This window comes from Pseudomonas jinjuensis, assembly GCF_900103845.1.
GTDB classification, from domain to species: domain Bacteria; phylum Pseudomonadota; class Gammaproteobacteria; order Pseudomonadales; family Pseudomonadaceae; genus Pseudomonas; species Pseudomonas jinjuensis.
The window spans coordinates 79291-97683 of the sequence record NZ_FNIJ01000015.1 but is presented as its reverse complement, the minus strand read 5'-3'; the positions used below and the strand labels follow the sequence as shown (position 1 = coordinate 97683).

20 protein-coding genes are annotated in these 18393 nt (G+C 67.5%); 16 read left to right on the top strand and 4 right to left on the bottom strand.

Going from position 1 to position 18393, the window contains the following annotated elements; all coding sequences use genetic code 11:
• The first annotated feature begins 1 nt into the window (after position 1).
• Both BLR75_RS20145 and BLR75_RS20140 read left to right on the top strand, forming a co-directional pair.
• Positions 2–475, top strand: a complete 474-nt coding sequence (locus tag BLR75_RS20145) for a YchJ family protein (protein WP_084313742.1) — start codon at positions 2–4, stop codon at positions 473–475.
• A gap of 103 nt (positions 476–578) precedes the next feature.
• Complete coding sequence (locus BLR75_RS20140) at positions 579–1205, top strand: trimeric intracellular cation channel family protein (RefSeq protein ID WP_090416134.1); 627 nt, start codon at positions 579–581, stop codon at positions 1203–1205.
• Between the two features lie 346 nt (positions 1206–1551).
• On the opposite strand, the gene BLR75_RS20135 is transcribed toward BLR75_RS20140, so the two are convergent.
• On the bottom strand, positions 1552–2073 hold the full coding sequence (locus BLR75_RS20135) for a hypothetical protein (RefSeq protein ID WP_084313743.1): 522 nt from the start codon (positions 2071–2073) through the stop codon (positions 1552–1554).
• Between the two features lie 123 nt (positions 2074–2196).
• Between BLR75_RS20135 and BLR75_RS20130 the strand changes: the two genes are divergently transcribed.
• The 4 genes from BLR75_RS20130 (at position 2197) to BLR75_RS20115 (ending at position 6289) form a co-directional block, all read left to right on the top strand.
• Positions 2197–2682 (top strand): LEA/WHy family protein, encoded by a 486-nt coding sequence (locus BLR75_RS20130; protein WP_084313806.1) that lies wholly within the window; start codon positions 2197–2199, stop codon positions 2680–2682.
• A 7-nt stretch (positions 2683–2689) separates the two neighbouring features.
• Positions 2690–2881, top strand: coding sequence for an SEC-C metal-binding domain-containing protein (locus BLR75_RS20125; protein WP_084313744.1), 192 nt, complete (start codon positions 2690–2692; stop codon positions 2879–2881).
• 121 nt (positions 2882–3002) lie between these two features.
• Complete coding sequence (locus BLR75_RS20120) at positions 3003–3647, top strand: glutathione S-transferase N-terminal domain-containing protein (RefSeq protein ID WP_084313745.1); 645 nt, start codon at positions 3003–3005, stop codon at positions 3645–3647.
• A gap of 101 nt (positions 3648–3748) precedes the next feature.
• Complete coding sequence (locus BLR75_RS20115; protein ID WP_084313746.1) at positions 3749–6289, top strand: penicillin acylase family protein; 2541 nt, start codon at positions 3749–3751, stop codon at positions 6287–6289.
• Positions 6290–6332: 43 nt separating this feature from the next.
• Here BLR75_RS20115 and BLR75_RS20110 read toward each other — a convergent pair whose 3' ends face one another.
• The 3 genes from BLR75_RS20110 to apbC form a co-directional block, all read right to left on the bottom strand.
• Positions 6333–6575, bottom strand: a complete 243-nt coding sequence (locus tag BLR75_RS20110; protein WP_084313747.1) for a hypothetical protein — start codon at positions 6573–6575, stop codon at positions 6333–6335.
• A gap of 239 nt (positions 6576–6814) precedes the next feature.
• Positions 6815–7381: a dCTP deaminase gene (dcd, locus tag BLR75_RS20105; protein WP_084313748.1), complete on the bottom strand. Its 567-nt coding sequence runs from the start codon at positions 7379–7381 to the stop codon at positions 6815–6817.
• Positions 7382–7524: 143 nt separating this feature from the next.
• A complete protein-coding gene (apbC, locus tag BLR75_RS20100; protein WP_084313749.1) occupies positions 7525–8619 on the bottom strand; it encodes an iron-sulfur cluster carrier protein ApbC in 1095 nt (364 codons plus the stop codon).
• A gap of 547 nt (positions 8620–9166) precedes the next feature.
• Between apbC and metG the strand changes: the two genes are divergently transcribed.
• The 10 genes from metG (at position 9167) to nth (ending at position 18385) form a co-directional block, all read left to right on the top strand.
• Entirely contained in the window at positions 9167–11203 is a 2037-nt protein-coding gene (metG, locus tag BLR75_RS20090; protein WP_084313750.1) for a methionine--tRNA ligase, read from the top strand.
• Positions 11204–11324: 121 nt separating this feature from the next.
• Positions 11325–11570, top strand: coding sequence for a type II toxin-antitoxin system CcdA family antitoxin (locus tag BLR75_RS20085; RefSeq protein WP_015476190.1), 246 nt, complete (start codon positions 11325–11327; stop codon positions 11568–11570).
• The gene (locus BLR75_RS20080) at positions 11570–11881 is read left to right on the top strand and encodes a CcdB family protein (RefSeq protein WP_084313751.1); all 312 of its coding nucleotides are present in this window, start codon (positions 11570–11572) and stop codon (positions 11879–11881) included. The genes BLR75_RS20085 and BLR75_RS20080 overlap by 1 nt, the downstream gene beginning before the upstream one ends.
• A gap of 29 nt (positions 11882–11910) precedes the next feature.
• Positions 11911–12495, top strand: coding sequence for an electron transport complex subunit RsxA (rsxA, locus tag BLR75_RS20075; RefSeq protein ID WP_084313752.1), 585 nt, complete (start codon positions 11911–11913; stop codon positions 12493–12495).
• Positions 12492–13058, top strand: coding sequence for an electron transport complex subunit RsxB (gene rsxB / locus BLR75_RS20070; RefSeq protein ID WP_084313753.1), 567 nt, complete (start codon positions 12492–12494; stop codon positions 13056–13058). The genes rsxA and rsxB overlap by 4 nt, the downstream gene beginning before the upstream one ends.
• Positions 13055–15361 carry an electron transport complex subunit RsxC gene (rsxC, locus tag BLR75_RS20065; protein WP_084313754.1) on the top strand — a complete coding sequence of 769 codons (2307 nt, stop codon included), beginning with the start codon at positions 13055–13057 and terminating at the stop codon, positions 15359–15361. The genes rsxB and rsxC overlap by 4 nt, the downstream gene beginning before the upstream one ends.
• A 3-nt stretch (positions 15362–15364) precedes the next feature.
• Positions 15365–16402 carry an RnfABCDGE type electron transport complex subunit D gene (locus BLR75_RS20060; protein WP_084313755.1) on the top strand — a complete coding sequence of 346 codons (1038 nt, stop codon included), beginning with the start codon at positions 15365–15367 and terminating at the stop codon, positions 16400–16402.
• Positions 16403–16405: 3 nt separating this feature from the next.
• Entirely contained in the window at positions 16406–17047 is a 642-nt protein-coding gene (gene rsxG / locus BLR75_RS20055; RefSeq protein WP_084313756.1) for an electron transport complex subunit RsxG, read from the top strand.
• Positions 17040–17750, top strand: coding sequence for an electron transport complex subunit E (locus BLR75_RS20050; RefSeq protein ID WP_084313757.1), 711 nt, complete (start codon positions 17040–17042; stop codon positions 17748–17750). The genes rsxG and BLR75_RS20050 overlap by 8 nt, the downstream gene beginning before the upstream one ends.
• Positions 17747–18385: an endonuclease III gene (gene nth / locus BLR75_RS20045; RefSeq protein WP_084313758.1), complete on the top strand. Its 639-nt coding sequence runs from the start codon at positions 17747–17749 to the stop codon at positions 18383–18385. Before BLR75_RS20050 ends, nth begins: the two co-directional genes overlap by 4 nt.
• Positions 18386–18393 lie beyond the last annotated feature (8 nt).

Below are 18393 nucleotides of genomic sequence, written 5' to 3'. Positions count from 1 at the left end.
CATGACCGAACCGACCTGCCCCTGCGGCAGCGGCATCCCGCTCCCCGACTGCTGCGGCCGCCTGCACGGCGGCCAGCCGGCGCCCACCGCCGAGGCACTGATGCGTTCGCGCTACAGCGCCTATGTGCTCGGCCTGATCGACTACCTGCGCGACACCACCCTGCCCGCGCAGCAGGCCGGGCTGAACCTCGACTCCATCCGCGCCTGGAGCCAGGGCAGCACCTGGCTCGGCCTGGAGGTGGAAAGCCACGAGGTGCTGGGCGGCCAGCCCGAGCACGCGCGGGTCACCTTCACCGCGCGCTGGCACGACGGCGAGGGGGAACACGCGCACCGCGAAACTTCCGGCTTCGTCCAGCGCGACGGGCACTGGTACTTCCTCGACCCGACCGTGCCGCTCAAGCTCGGCCGCAACGATCCCTGCCCCTGCGGTGCCGGCGGCAAGCTGAAGAAATGCTGCGGCCCGTGGATCGGCTGACATCCGATTTGGGAGAAGACCGGCCGGTCGGCTAGAATCCGCGCTTTTTTCGCGCCCGGAGCGCCACAAGCGCTCCCTTGGCGCCCTGCCGCGGAGCCCGACCATGCTGCTCACCGTCCTCTACATCATCGCCATCACCGCGGAAGCCATGACCGGCGCGCTCTCGGCGGGGCGACGCAGCATGGACCTGTTCGGCGTGGTGCTGGTGGCCTGCGTGACGGCGCTGGGCGGCGGTTCGGTGCGCGACATGCTGCTCGGCCACTACCCGCTGACCTGGGTGCGCCATCCGGAATACCTGGCGCTGACCGCGTTCGCCGCGCTGGTCACGGTGTTCATCGCACCGCTGATGCGCCACCTGCGCTCGCTGTTCCTGGCGCTCGACGCGGTGGGGCTGGTGGCCTTCACCCTGATCGGCTGCCAGGTCAGCCTGGAAATGGGCCACAGCCTGCTGATCGCGGCGATCAGCGGGGTCATCACCGGAGTCTTCGGCGGCATCCTGCGCGACATCTTCTGCAACGACGTGCCGCTGATCTTCCGCCGCGAGCTCTACGCCAGCGTGTCCTTCGCCAGCGCCTGGTGCTACCTGCTGTGCATCCACCTGAAGCTGCCCAACGAACAGTCGCTGCTGATCACCCTGTTCGCCGGCTTCCTGTTCCGCCTGCTGGCGATCCGCTTCCACTGGGAAATGCCGAAGTTCGTCTACAAGGACGATCCGCAGCAGAGCGATTGAAGCGCGGGCGACGCTTTTGCAGGAGCGGGCCATGCCCGCGACCGGCCTGTACCAGTCGACCAGGCCACGCCGATGGGATGGCGGATAACGCTGGCGCGTTATGCACCCTACGTGGCTGCCCATGGCCCGCTTGACGCCAGACCTGTCGGAACCAGCTTGCTGGCAAACCAGGTTTTCCCTCAACGTCGGCGGGGAAGGAGATCACGGCAATCGCCAGCAAGCTGGCTCCTACAGGTTCTGTGCGTGTTTCAGGCGGCGCGACTCCATGAAGGAGCAACTGTCTTGGTATCTCAGCGCATTTTGTTCGCGAGCAAGCTCGCTCCTACGAGTGCAGCTTGGCCCCGCCCTACTCCACCAGCTTCAGATGGCTGATATCCGGCGCCGGCGCGGCTGGAGGGGCCTTGGCCTGGCCCATGTCGCTGCCCACCGGGGCGACGCTGAGCCCGCTCAGGTCCAGCTCCGGGCGCTGCGGCTCGGGGTGGGCGTCCTGCAGGTCGGCGCCCACCGGGGCGAGGCCGAAGTCCGGCGCTTCCACCTCGGCGAAGGCGGCCATGTACTGGTCGCGCGGCGCCACCTTCAGCGGCGGCGGCGCTTCGGGATCGGCCGGCGGCGGGGCCAGTTCGATCTCCTCGACCAGCGCCTCCAGGTCCAGCACTTCCACTATGGCCCCCGCGCGCTCCAGCACGCTGCGGTACTTCTCCGCCGCGGCCTCGTCGAGGTTGTTCTTGATCACCACCCGGCGCCCGGAGAACAGCAGTTCGATGCGCTGGGCGTCGGCCTGGAACAGCCTGGCCAGGTTGGCCTTGACCGCCTCCACCGATGCGCCCGGCGCGATCTGCCCGGAAAATGCGATTTCAAAGCGGCTCATCGTCACACTCCCGTGTTCGCCCGCCGATCAGGATGCGCCCAGTATGGTGCAGCTTCTTTTAACGGAACAACAGCTTGCGGCAGAGCAGGTGCTTGGTACACTGGGGCGTCTTGGGGGATGGACATGAATCGTCAGGCGCAAATCATAAGAACTATCAGCCTTCTCTGGCTCATCGGACTGTTGTCCGGCTGCAGCTGGATCACCGGCAGTTTCGAGAGTCCCGACGTCAAGCTGATGAAGGTCGACGTGGTGAAGGCCAGGCTGCTGGAGCAGGAATTCCTCCTGCGCTTCCGCATCGACAATCCGAACGACTTCAGCCTGCCGGTGCGCGGCCTGCGCTACAAGGTGAAGCTCAACGACGTGCAACTCGCCGAGGGTGAATCCAATACCTGGTTCACCGTGCCGGCCAACGGCCACGAGACCTTCGACGTGCCGGTGACCACCAATCTCTGGCGGCACATGAAGTACATCGTCAAGCTCCTGGAAAAACCGGACCAGCCGATCCGCTACCGTCTCGATGGCGAAGTGAAGACCGGCCTGCTGTTCGGCCGCAGCGTGCACATTGCCCGCAATGGCGAGATAATCCCCGGCGATTACATCCCGGAGTGAGCTTCCAATGAGCCAGGAACCCCATGTACATGGTCCGAACTGCAACCATGACCATGATCACGATCACCACGGCCATGTCCACGGCCCGCATTGCAACCACAGCCACGAGCCGGTGCGCAATCCGCTGAAGGACGTCGGCCGCAACGATCCCTGCCCCTGCGGCAGCGGCAGCAAGTTCAAGAAGTGCCACGGCGCCTGATCCCGGGACCGTAGCAACCAGAGGCCCGCGAATGCGGGCCTCTTGCTTTCCGCCAGTCGAACCTCCCGGCAGCCGGCGCAGTCGCAACTAGACTGTCCCCACACTTTCGCGGAGAACCCAGATGATCGACCTGTACTACTGGACCACGCCCAACGGCCACAAGATCAGCATCTTCCTCGAGGAAGCCGGCCTGCCCTACCGTGTGCATCCGATCAACATCAGCAAGGACGAGCAGTTCGCCCCGGACTACCTGAAGATTTCGCCGAACAACAAGATCCCCGCCATCGTCGACAACGCCCCGGCGGACGGCGGCGAGCCGCTGGCGCTGTTCGAGTCCGGCGCCATCCTGCTCTACCTGGCGGAGAAGACCGGCAGGTTCATCGCCCAAGACCTGCGCGGCCGCGAGGAAACCCTGCAGTGGCTGTTCTGGCAGATGGGCGGGCTCGGCCCGATGGCCGGGCAGAACCACCACTTCAACCGCTTCGCGCCGGAGAAGATCCCCTACGCCATCGACCGCTACGTGAAGGAAACCGCGCGCCTCTACGGTGTGCTGGACAAGCGCCTGGCGGACCGCGCCTTCGTCGCCGGCGACGACTACGGCATCGCCGACATGGCCATCTACCCCTGGATCGTGCCCTTCGAATGGCAATCCCAGGACCTGAGCGACTTCCCCAGCGTCAAGCGCTGGTTCGAAGCGATCAAGACCCGCCCCGCCACCGTGCGCGCCTACGAACTGGCCGCGCGGATCAATCCGCCGAAGCCCTGATGCTCCTCCGTCCGCTTCCTGCTCCCGTGGCTTGCGCGGCAATCGCCGCGTCACTACCGTAACGCCTTTTTCCGCCAGCCCCGAGCAGGAGCACCCTTTCCATGGTTCCGCGCGCCTTCCGCCCGCTATCCCGATTCGGCCTCGCGGCCGCCCTGAGCGCCGCGGTCAGCCTGACCGGCTGCCAGGCCTGGCTGCAGGACCGCTACAGCGGCAGCGTGTCGCCGAGCAGCGGCGTGCTGCCGATCAAGGGCCTGGCCGACAACGTGTCGATCCGCCGCAACGCGCTGGGCATGCCGCTGATCGAGACCAGCAGCTTCCATGACGCGCTGTTCGCCCAAGGCTACGTGCACGCCAGCGACCGCCTGAGCCAGATGGTCGGCCTGCGCCTGATGGCCCAGGGACGGCTGGCGGAAATGGTCGGCCCGGGCGCGCTGGAGATCGACCGCTTCATGCGCACGGTGAACCTGCGCAAGCAGGCGGAAATCATCTACGCGGCCTCCTCGCCGCGTCTGAAGCGCTTCTTCGAGACCTACGCGCGCGGCGTCAACGCCTACATCTACCGCAACCGCGACAACCTGCCGATGGACCTCGCCCAGTCCGGCTATCGCCCGGAATACTGGAAGCCGGAAGATTCGGCGCTGGTCTACGCCCTGCTGAACTTCGGCCTGGCGGTGAACCTGCAGGAAGAGATCGCCTCGCTGGTGCTGGCGCAGAAGGTCGGCGCCGACAAGCTGGCCTGGCTGCTGCCGATCTACCCCGACGAGCCGCTGCCGTTCGACGAGGCCGACAAGCTCAAGGGCCTGAACCTGGCCGGCCAGATTCCCGGCCTCGCGGCCGTCGACGGCGCCGCGCAGCAGATCGCCGCGCTGCAGATGCTCGGCGTCGCCGCGTCCAACAACTGGGCGATTTCCCCGCAGCGCAGCCGCAGCGGCAAGTCCCTGCTGGCCAACGACACCCACCTGCCGCTGTCGATGCCGTCGGTGTGGAACTACGTGCAGATCCGCTCGCCGAAGTATTCCGCCGCGGGCGTTTCCCTCGCCGGCGTGCCCGGCGTGATCGCCGGCTTCAACGGCAAGCTGGCGTGGGGCATGACCATGGTGCTGGGCGACAGCCAAGACCTCTACCTGGAACAGGTGCGCCGCCAGGGCGGCCGCCTGCAGTACCTCGCCGACGGCCAGTGGCAGCCGGTCGTCGAGCGCAACGAAACCTTCTTCGTCAAGGGCCAGCGCCCGGTCCGCGAGACCATTTACGAAACCCGCCACGGCCCGCTGCTGAACAGCGCCCTGGGCGAGCGCAAGCACCTCCTCCAGCCGCTGCCGATGTCCAGCGGCTACGGCATCGCCTACCGCAGCATCCAGGGCGAGGCCGACCGGACCCTCGACGCGCTGTTCGACCTGTCGCGGGCGAAGAGCGTCGAGCAGGCCTTCGACGCCACCCGCGAGATACGGGCGGTGGCGCTGAACATCGTGTTCGCCGACGAGCAGCACATCGGCTGGCAGGTCACCGGGCGCTTCCCCAACCGCAGGGAAGGCCGCGGCCTGCTGCCCTCGCCCGGCTGGGACGGCCGCTACGACTGGGACGGCTACGCCGACCCGATCCTTCACCCGTCCGACCAGGACCCGCAGCAGGGCTGGCTCGGCACCGCCAACCAGCGCACCGTGCAGCCGGGCTACGGCGCGCAGCTGTCCAGTTCCTGGTACTACCCGGAACGCGCCGAACGCATCGCCCAACTGGCCGGCGCCAGCAGGAGCCACGACGCGCGCAGCATGATCGCCATGCAGTACGACCAGACCACCACCTTCGCCGGCAAGCTGCAGGCGATGCTCGACGCGTCGGGCATGGCCCAGCCGCTGAAGCAGGCCATCGACGCCCTGCCCGCCGACCAGCGCGCCCGCGCCCGCGAGGCCCTGGACCGGCTGATGGCGTTCGACGGCAAGCTGGCGCCGACCTCCGCCGACGCCGCGCTGTACGAGGCCTTCCTGCAGGAAAGCGCGCGCCAGACCTTCCTCGACGAACTCGGTCCGGAAGACGGCCCGGCGTGGAAGGCCCTGATCCAGGCCGGCGACATTTCCTACTCGGCCCAGGCCGACCACCTGCTCGGCCGCGACGACAGCCCGTTCTGGGACGACACCCGCACCCCGCAGAAGGAAGACAAGCCGGCGATCCTCGCCCGCAGCCTGGCCGCCGCCGTGGCCTTCTGCGAGGAGAAGCTCGGCAGCGACCGCCGCGCCTGGCAGTGGGGCAGGCTGCACAGCTACGAGTGGGTCAGCGACAGCAGCAAGATGGCGCCGTACCTGGGCGCCGGCCAGCGCGCCGGGTTGAACGCGATCAAGGGCTACCTGGACCGCGGCCCCTACCCGGCCGGCGGCGACCACAGCACGCTGAACGTGTCCGGCTACCACTGGGGGCAGGACTTCGACACCTGGCTGATTCCGGCCATGCGCATCGTCGTCGACTTCGGCCAGCCGGAGCCGATGATCGGCCTCAACAGCAGCGGCCAGTCCGGCAACCCGGCCAGCCCGCACTACGCGGACGGCATCGATGCCTGGCTGAAGGGCAACTACATGAGCTTCCCGTTCCAGTCGCAGAACCTCGAACGGGTATACGGCAGCAAGCGCCTGACGCTGGTGCCGGAGAAGTAGCGGGCGCCCCTGCCGCGAGGCCGGAACGCCCGTCCAGCGTGGACTACTTGGCGCCGAGCAGATCGAGCGCCTCGCCCAGCGCCTTCACCGAACCGGAGTGGTCGCCGGACTTGTGCAGCTGTTCGCCTTCGGCGCGCAGCTCCTGCACCTTGGCGAGCGTGGCCGGGTCGCTGGGTGGATTGGTCTTGAGAATCTCGTCGATCCTGGCCATGTCCGCCGGACAATGCATGGCCCACAACGGTGTGGCGAGCAACAGGGAAGCGAACAGCAGGCTGAGGCGGCGCATGACAGGTCTCCCTCTGTGGTGGTGGGGAGCTTGAGTATAGGAAATGCCGGGGACCTGGCCCGTAGGGTGGAAATCGCGAAGCATTTCCACCGTTCCCGACACCGATCGGAACCTGTAGGAGCACGCCATGCGTGCGATTCGCGGGCATGGCCCGCTCCTACGGTTTCGACGAAGCATCCGGGTAGGGCAGACAACAAAAAACCGGGCATCAGCCCGGTTTTTCATTCCGCAAAGCCCGCTCAGGCCTTGGGCAGGGTCACGCCGGTCTGGCCCTGGTACTTGCCGCCGCGATCCTTGTACGACACTTCGCAGGCCTCGTCCGACTGCAGGAACAGCATCTGCGCCACGCCTTCGTGGGCGTAGATCTTCGCCGGCAGGTTGGTGGTGTTGGAGAACTCCAGGGTCACGTGGCCTTCCCATTCCGGCTCCAGCGGCGTGACGTTGACGATGATGCCGCAGCGCGCGTAGGTGCTCTTGCCCAGGCAGATGGTCAGCACGTCGCGGGGAATGCGGAAGTACTCGACGGTGCGCGCCAGGGCGAAGGAGTTCGGCGGGATGATGCATACGTCGCTGTGGATGTCGACGAAGCTCTTCTCGTCGAAGTTCTTCGGATCGACCACCGCCGAGTGGATGTTGGTGAAGACCTTGAATTCAGCGGCGCAGCGCACGTCGTAGCCGTAGCTGGAAACACCGTAGGAGATCACCCGGTTCTGGTCGGCGCCGCGCACCTGGCGCTCGACGAACGGCTCGATCATGCCGTGCTCCAGAGCCATGCGGCGAATCCACTTGTCCGATTTGATGGTCATGGCGGGCATCCCGTTGCAGGTGAAAAAGAAGCGCGAATCTTACCGGGACGACTCGTCCGGGGCAAAGCACCGCGCCAGGCGGCACTTTGTCCCGGTGCGCTTCATCCGTCATCCCCGCGCACGCGGGGACCCAATGGACAGGCTCAGTCGTCGCTGACCGAAATGCTCGGCATCGCCGGCGCCGCCTGCTCGCTGAGGGGAATGCGCGCGCCGACGCAGCGGGCCATCTGCTGGTAGATCATCGCCAGCTGGCTTTCCGGATCGGCGATCACCGTCGGTTTGCCGCCATCGGCCTGCTCGCGGATCGCCAGGGACAGCGGCAGCGAGGCGAGCAGCTCGACGCCGTACTGCGCCGCCAGCTTCTCCCCGCCGCCCTCGCCGAACAGGTGCTCGGCATGGCCGCAGTTGGAGCAGATGTGCACGGCCATGTTCTCCACCACGCCGAGCACCGGGATGTTGACCTTGCGGAACATCTCCACGCCCTTCTTCGCATCCAGCAGCGCCAGGTCCTGCGGGGTGGTGACGATCACCGCGCCGGCCACCGGCACCTTCTGCGCCAGGGTCAGCTGGATGTCGCCAGTGCCCGGCGGCATGTCGATCACCAGGTAGTCGAGGTCATCCCAGGCGGTCTGGGTGATCAGCTGGATCAGCGCGCCGGAAACCATCGGGCCGCGCCAGACCACCGGGGTGTTGTCGTCGGTGAGGAAGGCCATGGACATGACCTGCACGCCGTGCGCCTCGATCGGCACGAACCACTTCTGGTCCTTCACCTTCGGCCGGGTGCCTTCCGCCAGGCCGAACATGATGCCCTGGCTCGGGCCGTAGATATCCGCGTCGAGGATGCCCACCCGCGCACCCTCGCGGGCCAGCGCCAGCGCCAGGTTGGCAGCGGTGGTGGATTTGCCCACGCCGCCCTTGCCGGAAGCCACGGCGACGATGTTCTTGACGTTGCTCATGCCCGGCACCTGGGCCTGCGCCTTGTGCGCAGCGATGCGGGTGTCGACGCGGACCTGCGCGGAATCGACGCCATCCAGCGCCTCCAGGGCCATCTGCACGGTCTGCGCCAGACCGCCCTTGAACAGGCCGGCGGCGTAACCCAGCTCCAGGCCCAGGCTGACCCGCCCACCCTGGATGTCCAGGTCGCGCAGGTAGCCGGCGGTCAGCAGGTCCTGGCCGGTGTGAGGGTCGATGATCTGGCGGAGTACGGCTTCCACGGTGGAACGGGTGATGACGCTCATGGAGTCTCCCGAAGAAAGGCTGAGCAGAACAGGCGGGCATTTTACCCTTGTAGGAGCGAGCTTGCTCGCGAACAGATCGACCCGGCAGTGCCTATCCGCGCCTGGAATCGCGGGCATGGCCCGCTCCTACAGGTTTTCCCCTGCGTTCGCAGAGATGCCCCGGTTGACAGCGGACCTGTAGGAGCCAGCTTGCTGGCGATTGCCGTGTTCTCCTTCCACGCCGACGTTGAGGGAAAACCTGGTTCGCCAGCAAGAACTAGGCGTCCCCCTGGCTCCTACAGGTATGGCGTCAAGTGGACCATGAGCAGCCACGTAGGGCGCATAGCGCGCCAGCGCTATCCGCCATCCCATCGGCGTGGCCTGGTCGGCGGATGAAGCGTTCCGCTTCATTCGCCCTACACCAACGATTGGCCATGGCGCGAGACAGTTGCTCCTACACACCAACCCGCCTTTCGCTCAGGCAATTGCCCGGTGCCTGTGGCTTGCAGCTCGCCCCTTCCTATATAGTTACCGACTTCCCTCGATTTCCCCGTACGGCCTGATCACCATGTCCGAAGCCCGCAAGATTCTCGTCACCAGCGCCCTGCCCTACGCCAACGGTTCCATCCACCTCGGTCACATGCTGGAGTACATCCAGACCGACATCTGGGTGCGTTTCCAGAAGATGCGTGGCAACCAGGCGACCTACGTCTGCGCTGACGACGCCCACGGTTCGGCGATCATGCTGCGCGCCGAGCGCGAAGGGATCACTTCGGAACAGCTGATCGACGCCGTGCGCGCCGAGCACATGGCCGACTTCGCCGACTTCCTGGTGGACTTCGACAACTACTACTCGACCCACTCGGACGAGAACCGCGAGCTGTCCAGCGCCATCTACCTGAAGCTGCGCGAAGCCGGCCACATCGCCACCCGCCCGGTCACCCAGTACTTCGACCCGGAAAAGCAGATGTTCCTGGCCGACCGCTTCATCAAGGGCACCTGCCCGAAATGCGGCACCGCCGACCAGTACGGCGACAACTGCGAAGCCTGTGGCGCGACCTATTCGCCCACCGAGCTGAAAGACCCGAAATCGGCGATCTCCGGCGCCACCCCGGTGCTCAAGGAATCGCTGCACTACTTCTTCAAGCTGCCTGACTTCCAGGCCATGCTGCAGCAGTGGACCCGCAGCGGCACCCTGCAGGACTCGGTGGCCAACAAGCTCGCCGAGTGGCTGGATTCCGGCCTGCAGGAATGGGACATCTCCCGCGATGCGCCCTACTTCGGCTTCGAGATTCCGGATGCGCCGGGCAAGTACTTCTACGTCTGGCTGGACGCGCCGATCGGCTACATGGCGAGCTTCCAGAACCTCTGCGCACGCCGCCCGGAGCTGGACTTCGACGCCTACTGGAACAAGGACTCCAAGGCCGAGCTGTACCACTTCATCGGCAAGGACATCGTCAATTTCCACGCCCTGTTCTGGCCGGCCATGCTCGAAGGCGCCGGCTACCGCAAGCCGACCGCGCTGAACGTGCACGGCTACCTGACCGTCAACGGCCAGAAGATGTCCAAGTCGCGCGGCACCTTCGTCAAGGCGCGCACCTACCTGGACCACCTGAGCCCGGAATACCTGCGCTACTACTACGCGTCCAAGCTCGGCCGCGGCGTCGACGACCTCGACCTGAACCTCGAGGACTTCGTGCAGAAGGTCAACTCCGACCTGGTCGGCAAGGTGGTCAACATCGCCAGCCGCTGCGCCGGTTTCATCCACAAGGGCAACGCCGGCGTGCTGGTCGAGGCCAACCCGGCCCCTGAGCTGGTGGAAGCCTTCAAGGCCGCCGCACCGAGCATCGCCGCCGCCTACGAGGCCCGCGACTTCGGCCGCGCCATGCGCGAAATCATGGCCCTGGCCGACCAGGCCAACGCCTGGATCGCCGACAAGGCGCCGTGGGCGCTGAACAAGCAGGAAGGCAAGCAGGCCGAGGTGCAGGCCATCTGCGCCCTGGGCGTCAACCTGTTCCGCCAGTTGGTGATCTTCCTCAAGCCGGTGCTGCCGAAGCTGGCCGAGGCCGCCGAAGCCTTCCTCAATGTCGCCCCGCTGAAGTGGGCCGACCACGAGCGACTGCTGGCGAATCACCAGCTGAACCCGTTCAACCCGCTGATGACCCGTATCGAGCCCGCGAAAATCGAAGCCATGATCGAAGCCTCCAAGGAAGACCTCGCCGCCTCTGCGGCCCAGCCGGCCGGCAACGGCGAACTGGTGAAGAACCCCATCGCCGCCGAGATCAACTTCGACGCCTTCGCCGCCGTCGACCTGCGCATCGCACTGATCGAAAAGGCCGAGTTCGTCGAGGGCGCCGACAAGCTGCTGCGCCTGACCCTGGATATCGGCGACGAGAAGCGCAACGTGTTCTCCGGCATCAAGAGCGCCTACCCGGACCCGAGCAGGCTGGAAGGCCGCCTGACCCTGTACGTCGCCAACCTGGCGCCGCGCAAGATGAAGTTCGGCCTGTCCGAAGGCATGGTCCTGGCCGCCGGCCCGGGCGGTTCGGAAATCTACCTGCTCAGCCCGGACAGCGGCGCCAAGCCGGGCCAGCGCGTCAGCTGACCGGCAACCGGACGCCCGCGAAGCCCAACCGATGTTGGGCTTCGCCGTTTTCAGGCCACGCGGATTGTCTTGCGCCAGCCATGCGCATAAATTATGCGCATACTCACTCCGGACCATCGCCATGCATGCTCCCTACGATCTCCAGGCACCGAAGAAGCCGACCAACCTCAGCCTCAACAGCGACCTGCTGAAGAAGGCCCGGGAGCTGGACGTCAACCTGTCCGCCGTGCTGGAAGAAGCCCTGGCCGAAGAGGTCAAGCAGCGCCTCGCCCGCCAATGGCTGGAGCAGAACCGCGAGGCCATCGACTCGTACAATCGCCATGTCGAGGAGAACGGCGTGTTCAGCGAGGGACTGCGGAGCTTCTGATGGCGCAGTTCAATCTCTACCGGAACAGCAATCCGCGCTCGCGGGAAGACATTCCGCTGCTGCTGGACGTGCAGAGCGAACTGCTGGATTCGCTGAAGACGCGCATGGTCATTCCGCTGAGCCGCAGCCAGTCGCTGCAGGGCATCAGCCGCCTGACGCCCAGGGCGACCTTCGAAGGGACCGACTACCTGCTGCTGACGCCACAGATGGCGGGTATCGCCCTTCGCGACCTCGGCGAGCCGGTCGGCAGCCTCGCGCACTTGCGCGGCGAAATAATCGCGGCTATCGATCTACTGATCACCGGCATCTGAACGGCCATCCGGATGGATAACCCCCTGCAATGACCGAACTCGCCCTCATCCTGGTCAGCGCCATCCTGGTCAACAACTTCGTGCTGGTGCAGTTCCTCGGCCTGTGCCCGTTCATGGGCGTGTCGCGGAAGATCGAGACGGCCATCGGCCTGTCGCTGGCGACCACCTTCGTCCTCACCCTGGCGGCGATGTGCAGCCACCTGCTGCAGCGCTACGTGCTGAAGCCGCTGGACCTGGAATTCCTGCGCACCATCGGCTTCATCCTGGTGATCGCCGTGGTGGTGCAGTTCACCGAGATGCTGGTGAAGAAGACCAGCCCGCTGCTGTACCGCGTGCTCGGCATCTTCCTGCCGCTGATCACCACCAACTGCATCGTCCTTGGCGTCGCCCTGATCAACGCCAACAAGGCCGAATACGGCTTCATCCAGTCCACCGCCCAGGGCTTCGGCGCCGGGCTGGGCTTCTCCCTGGTGCTGGTGCTGTTCGCCGCCATGCGCGAGCGCATCGCCATCGCCGACGTGCCCAAGCCGTTCCAGGGCGCGGCCATCGGCATGATCACCGCCGGGCTGATGTCGCTGGCCTTCATGGGCTTCACCGGGCTGATCAAGCCATGACCAGCGTGCTCCTCGCGGTCGGCGTGCTGCTGGTGCTGTGCCTGGTCTGCGGCGCGGCGCTCGGCTATGCGGCGGTGCGCTTCCATGTGGAAGGCGATCCCATCGCCGAGCAGGTCAACGCGCTGCTGCCGCAGACCCAGTGCGGCCAGTGCGGCTACCCCGGCTGCAAGCCCTACGCCGAGGCCATCGCCGGCGGCGACAAGATCAACAAGTGCCCGCCCGGCGGCGCGGCGGCCATCCACGCCATCGCCGAACTGCTCGACCTGCCGGTGGAACCGCTGGACGCCCCCGCCGAGACGCCGCCGCGGGTGGCCTACATCCGCGAGGCCGAGTGCATCGGCTGCACCAAGTGCATCCAGGCCTGCCCGGTGGATGCCATCGTCGGCGCCGCGCGGCAGATGCACACGGTGATCGCCAGCGAATGCACCGGCTGCGACCTGTGCGTCGAGCCCTGCCCGGTGGACTGCATCGAGATGCGCGACCTGCTGCCCGGCGTGCGCGAGTGGAAATGGCCGCTGCCGGCCGCCCGGCTGATCGCCACCGATCAGGAGCGCGCGGCATGAATGCGCAGGTCCGCGACTTCCCCGGCGGCATCTTCCCGCCGGCCAACAAGCGCCAGTCCACCACCGCGCCGATCGCCACGGCGCCGCTGCCGGCGCGGCTGGTCCTGCCGCTGGCGCAGCATGTCGGCAGCCCGGCGCTGGCCTGCGTCGAGGTCGGCGAGCGGGTGCTCAAGGGGCAGAAGATCGCCGAGCCCGGCGGCCCGATCAGCGCGGCGCTGCATGCGCCGACCTCGGGAGTCGTGGTCGCCATCGGCGATCAGCCTTATCCACATGCCTCCGGCCTGCCGGCGCCGGCCATCGTCATCGACAGCGATGGCCGCGAGGAATGGACACCATTGCAGCCCTGCGTCGACTACCGCAGCGAGAGCGCACCAGAGCTGCTGGAGCGCATCCGCCAGGCCGGCATCGCCGGGCTCGGCGGCGCCGGTTTCCCCACCGCCGCCAAGCTGGCCTCGCGCGCCCAGGACGATATCCACACCCTGGTCGTCAACGGCGCCGAGTGCGAGCCCTACATCAGCGCCGACGACATGCTGATGCGCGAACGCGCCGCCGAACTGGTCGCCGGCATCGAGGTGCTCGTCCACATCCTGCAGCCGGAACAGGTGCTGATCGGCATCGAGGACGACAAGCCGGAAGCCATCGCCGCGGTGCAGGCCGCCATCGGCGAGCGGCCGTTCCAGCTGCGGGCGATTCCGACCAAGTACCCTTCCGGCGGCGAGCGCCAGCTGATCCAGATCCTCACCGGCAGTGAAGTCCCGGCCGGTGGGCTGCCGGCGGATATCGGCACGCTCTGCGTCAACGTCGCCACCACGCTGGCGGTGCACGACGCGATCCTCCTCGGCCGCCCGCTGATTTCGCGGATCGCCACCCTCACCGGCGCCGCGCTGGCGCGGCCGATGAACGCCGAGGCGCTGATCGGCACGCCGGTGGGCGAGTTGCTGGAGTTCGCCGGTCTCGATCGCGGCCGGCTGGACCGGCTGATCTACGGCGGCGCGCTGATGGGCGTGCCGCTGCCTTCCCTCGACGTGCCGCTGACCAAGACCGGCAACTGCCTGCTCGCCCCGACCCGCGAGGAACTGCCGCCCCCGCCGCCGGCCATGCCCTGCATCCGCTGCGGCGACTGCGCTCAGGTCTGCCCGGCCAGCCTGTTGCCGCAGCAGTTGCACTTCTTCGCCCTCGGCGGCGACCACGAACAACTGCAGGCGTACAACCTGTTCGATTGCATCGAGTGCGGCGCCTGCGCCTACGTCTGCCCGTCGAGCATCCCGCTGGTGCAGTACTACCGCGCAGCCAAGGCCGATATCCGCGAGCAGCAGCTGAAGCAGCAGAAGGCCGAGCATTCGCGCCTGCGCTTCGAGCAGCGCCAGGAGCGTCTGCGCCGCGAGGAGGAACGCCGGGAAGCCGAGCGCCAGGCGCGCCAGGAGAAGGCGGCCCGCGTCCGCGAAGCCCAGGCGGCGCCCACTCAGGCAGTGACCGCCGAGGCGCCGCAGTCTGCCATCGAGCGGGTCAAGGCGGAGAAGGCGGTGGGCACCGCGCCGGACGAGCTCAAGCGCCTGAAGATCGAGGCGAGCATGGCCCAGGTCGCACTGAAGAAGGCCGAGAAGCAGCTCGCCGCCCACGACACCCCGGAACTGCAGGCCCAGGTCGCCGAGCTGCGCGCCGTCGCCGAAAAAGCCAGGGCCGCGCTGGCCGCCGCCGAAGCCGCCAGCACACCGACCGTCGCACCGGTGGTCGACGAAGCGGCGCAGAAGAAGCTGAAGATCGACGCCGCCATGGCCCGCGCGCAGTTGAAGAAGTTCGAGAAGGCCTTCGGCGAGATACCCAGCGACGAGCAGCAGGCGACCCTGGACGACCTGCGCGCAGAGGTGCAGCGCCTGGACCGGCGACTGGCCGAACTCCAGCCGCCGCCCGCCGCGCCGCAAGTCCCGCAGGCCCCAGGCGACGGCCAGAAGGCGCTGAAGGCCGCCAAGATCGTCCTCGCCACCAGGCGCGCCGAACTGAAGAAGGCGCAGCAGGCCGGCGCCGACGAGTCCACCCTCGCCCCGCTGCGCGAAGCCCTGGCCCAGGCGGAACAGGCCCTGCATGCCGCCGAGGACGCCAGCGGCAAGCCGGCGCCGGAGCTGGTGCGCATCGACAAGCGCCCGGTCAACGCCGAGACCCGCGCGCTGAAGACCGAACTGGCCTACGCCCGCGCCGACCTGAAGAAGCTGGAGCGCGAAGGCGCCCCGGAAGAACGACTGCAAACCGCCCGCGCCCGCCTCGACGCCGCCGAGCGCGCCCTGGCCAATCCCCCGGCGGAGTAAGCGATGAAACTGCCCCGCATCACCTCGCCCCACGTCAGCGCCGGCAACCGCACCCAGCGCGTGATGCTCACCGTGCTGGCCGCCTGCGCGCCCGGCGCCCTGGCGCTGATCGCGCTGTACGGCGTCGGCACGCTGTTCAACCTGCTCTGGTGCGGCGCCATCGCCCTCGGCTGCGAAGCGGCGCTGCTGAAACTGCGCAGGCGTCCGCTGGCGTTCTTCCTCAAGGACGGCAGCGCGCTGGTCACCGCCGTGCTGCTGGCCCTGGCCCTGCCGCCCTACTCGCCCTGGTGGTTGTCGGCGATCGCCAGCGCCTTCGCCCTGGTGTTCGGCAAGCACCTGTACGGCGGGCTCGGGCAGAACCCGTTCAATCCGGCGATGCTCGGCTACGTGGTGGTGCTGGTGTCCTTCCCGCTGGAAATGACCCGCTGGCCTAGCCCCGACGCCAGCCTCGGCCTCGTCGACGGCCTCGGCCAGATCCTCGGCTTCGCCGGCCAGGCGCCGGACGCCTGGGTCGGCGCCACCGTGCTCGACGCGCTGAAGACCGACAACAGCCGGACCATCGAGGAACTCGCCGCGCAGACCGCCGCCTTCGGTTCGGTCGGCGGGCGCGGCGCGGAGCTGGTCAACCTGGCGTTCCTCGCCGGCGGCCTGTTCCTGCTCTGGCGCCGGCTGTTCACCTGGCATGCGCCGGCGGGCATGCTCGGCGCGCTGTTCGTCATGAGCCTGCTGTTCTGGAACGGCTCCGGCTCGGACTCCCACGGCTCGCCGCTGCTGCACCTGTTCTCCGGGGCGAGCATGCTCGGCGCCTTCTTCATCGTCACCGACCCGGTCTCCGGCGCCACCAGCAACCGCGGGCGGCTGATCTTCGGCATCGGCGTCGGGGTGCTCACCTACATCATCCGCGCCTGGGGCGGCTACCCTGACGGAGTAGCCTTCGCCGTGCTCCTGATGAACCTCGCCGCGCCGACCATCGACTACTACACCCGCCCGCGGACCTACGGGCACAAGAAGCCGCAGCGCGGCTTCAAACTGGGAGACTGATCCATGCAGATCCAGCGCTCGATGGCGAGGAACGCCCTTGTGCTCGGCCTGTTCGCCCTGGTCACGGTGGGGCTGGTGGCGGGTGTCCACCAGTTCACCAAGGAACGTATCAAGGCGGCCCAGCGCGAGGCCCGCGGGCGCGCCGTGCTGCAACTGCTGCCGCCGGGCAGCTACGACAACCAGCCGCTGGACAACCAGGTCAGCGTCTTCGCCCCCAGGCTGCTCGGCCAGGACCGCCCGCTGCCGGCCTTCGTCGCCACCCTGCATGGCCGGCCGACCGCGGTGATCCTCCAGGCCGTCGCCCCGGACGGCTACAGCGGCTCGATCCAGCTGCTGGTCGGGGTCAGCGTCGAGGGCCGCCTGCTCGGCGTGCGGGTCGTGTCGCACAAGGAGACGCCCGGCCTCGGCGACCGCATCGAGCTGGGCAAGAGCGACTGGCTGCACGAGTTCGACCATCGCTCGCTGTCCGACCCGGGCGAGCCCGGCTGGCGGGTGAAGAAGGACGGCGGCCAGTTCGACCAGTTCGCCGGCGCCACCATCACGCCGCGTGCGGTGGTCAAGGCCACGCACAAGGCGCTGCAGTATTTCGACGAGCACCGCGGCGCGCTGCTCACGCCCTCCACGCCGGTGAAGCCGCATGACTGACTATCGCGAGATCGCCCGCCAGGGCCTGTGGCAGAACAACCCCGGCCTGGTGCAGCTGCTCGGCCTGTGCCCGCTGCTCGGCACCAGCAACTCGATGGTCAACGCCCTCGGCCTGGGCCTGGCGACCATGCTCGTGCTGGCCTGCTCCAACGCCGCCGTGGCGCTGATCCGCGGCGCGGTGAGCGAGGCGGTGCGGCTGCCGGCGTTCGTCCTGATCATCGCCGCGCTGACCACCTGCATCGAGCTGCTGATGCAGGCCTGGACCTACGAGCTGTACCAGATCCTCGGCATCTTCATCCCGCTGATCACCACCAACTGCGTGATCCTCGGCCGCGCCGAAGCCTTCGCGGCGAAGCACGGCGTGGCCCGCTCGGCGTTCGACGGGCTGATGATGGGCCTCGGCTTCGCCCTGGTCCTGCTCGCCCTCGGCACCCTGCGCGAAGCGCTCGGCCACGGCACCCTGCTGGCCGACATGCAGCTGCTGTTCGGCCCCGCCGCGGCCGCCTGGAAGATCCAGCTGTTCGGCGACTACCGCGGCTTCCTGCTGGCGATCCTGCCGCCTGGCGCGTTCCTCGTGCTGGGCCTGCTGATCGCGCTGAAGAACCGTATCGATGAAAGCCTGGCGGAACGCGCCAGGGCGCAGGCGGGCAGCGAACCCGCGGTACAGCGCCAGCGCGTCCGCGTGACCGGAGTGATTGAATGAATGCCGCCAAGCGCGCGGAGATTTTCCGTCGCCTGCACGATGACGACCCCAACCCCACCACCGAACTGGAATACGCCACGCCGTTCGAGTTGCTGATCGCGGTGATCCTCTCCGCCCAGGCCACCGACGTCGGCGTGAACAAGGCCACGGCGAAGCTGTATCCGGTAGCCAACACCCCGGCGGCGATCCATGCGCTGGGCGTGGAAGGGCTGTCCGAGTACATCAAGACCATCGGCCTGTACAACAGCAAGGCGAAGAACGTCATCGAGACCTGCCGCATCCTGATGGAAAAGCACGGCGGCGAGGTGCCGGACAACCGCGAGGACCTCGAAGCCCTGCCCGGCGTCGGCCGCAAGACCGCCAACGTGGTGCTCAACACCGCCTTCCGCCAGCCGACCATGGCGGTGGACACGCACATCTTCCGCGTCGCCAACCGCACCGGCATCGCCCCCGGCAAGAACGTGCTGGAGGTGGAGAAGAAACTGCTGAAGTTCGTGCCGAAGGAATATCTGCTGGATGCCCACCACTGGCTGATCCTCCACGGCCGCTACGTCTGCCAGGCGCGCAAGCCGCGCTGCGGGAGCTGCCGGATCGAGGACCTGTGCGAGTACAAGCACAAGACGTCGGACGATTGATAACTACT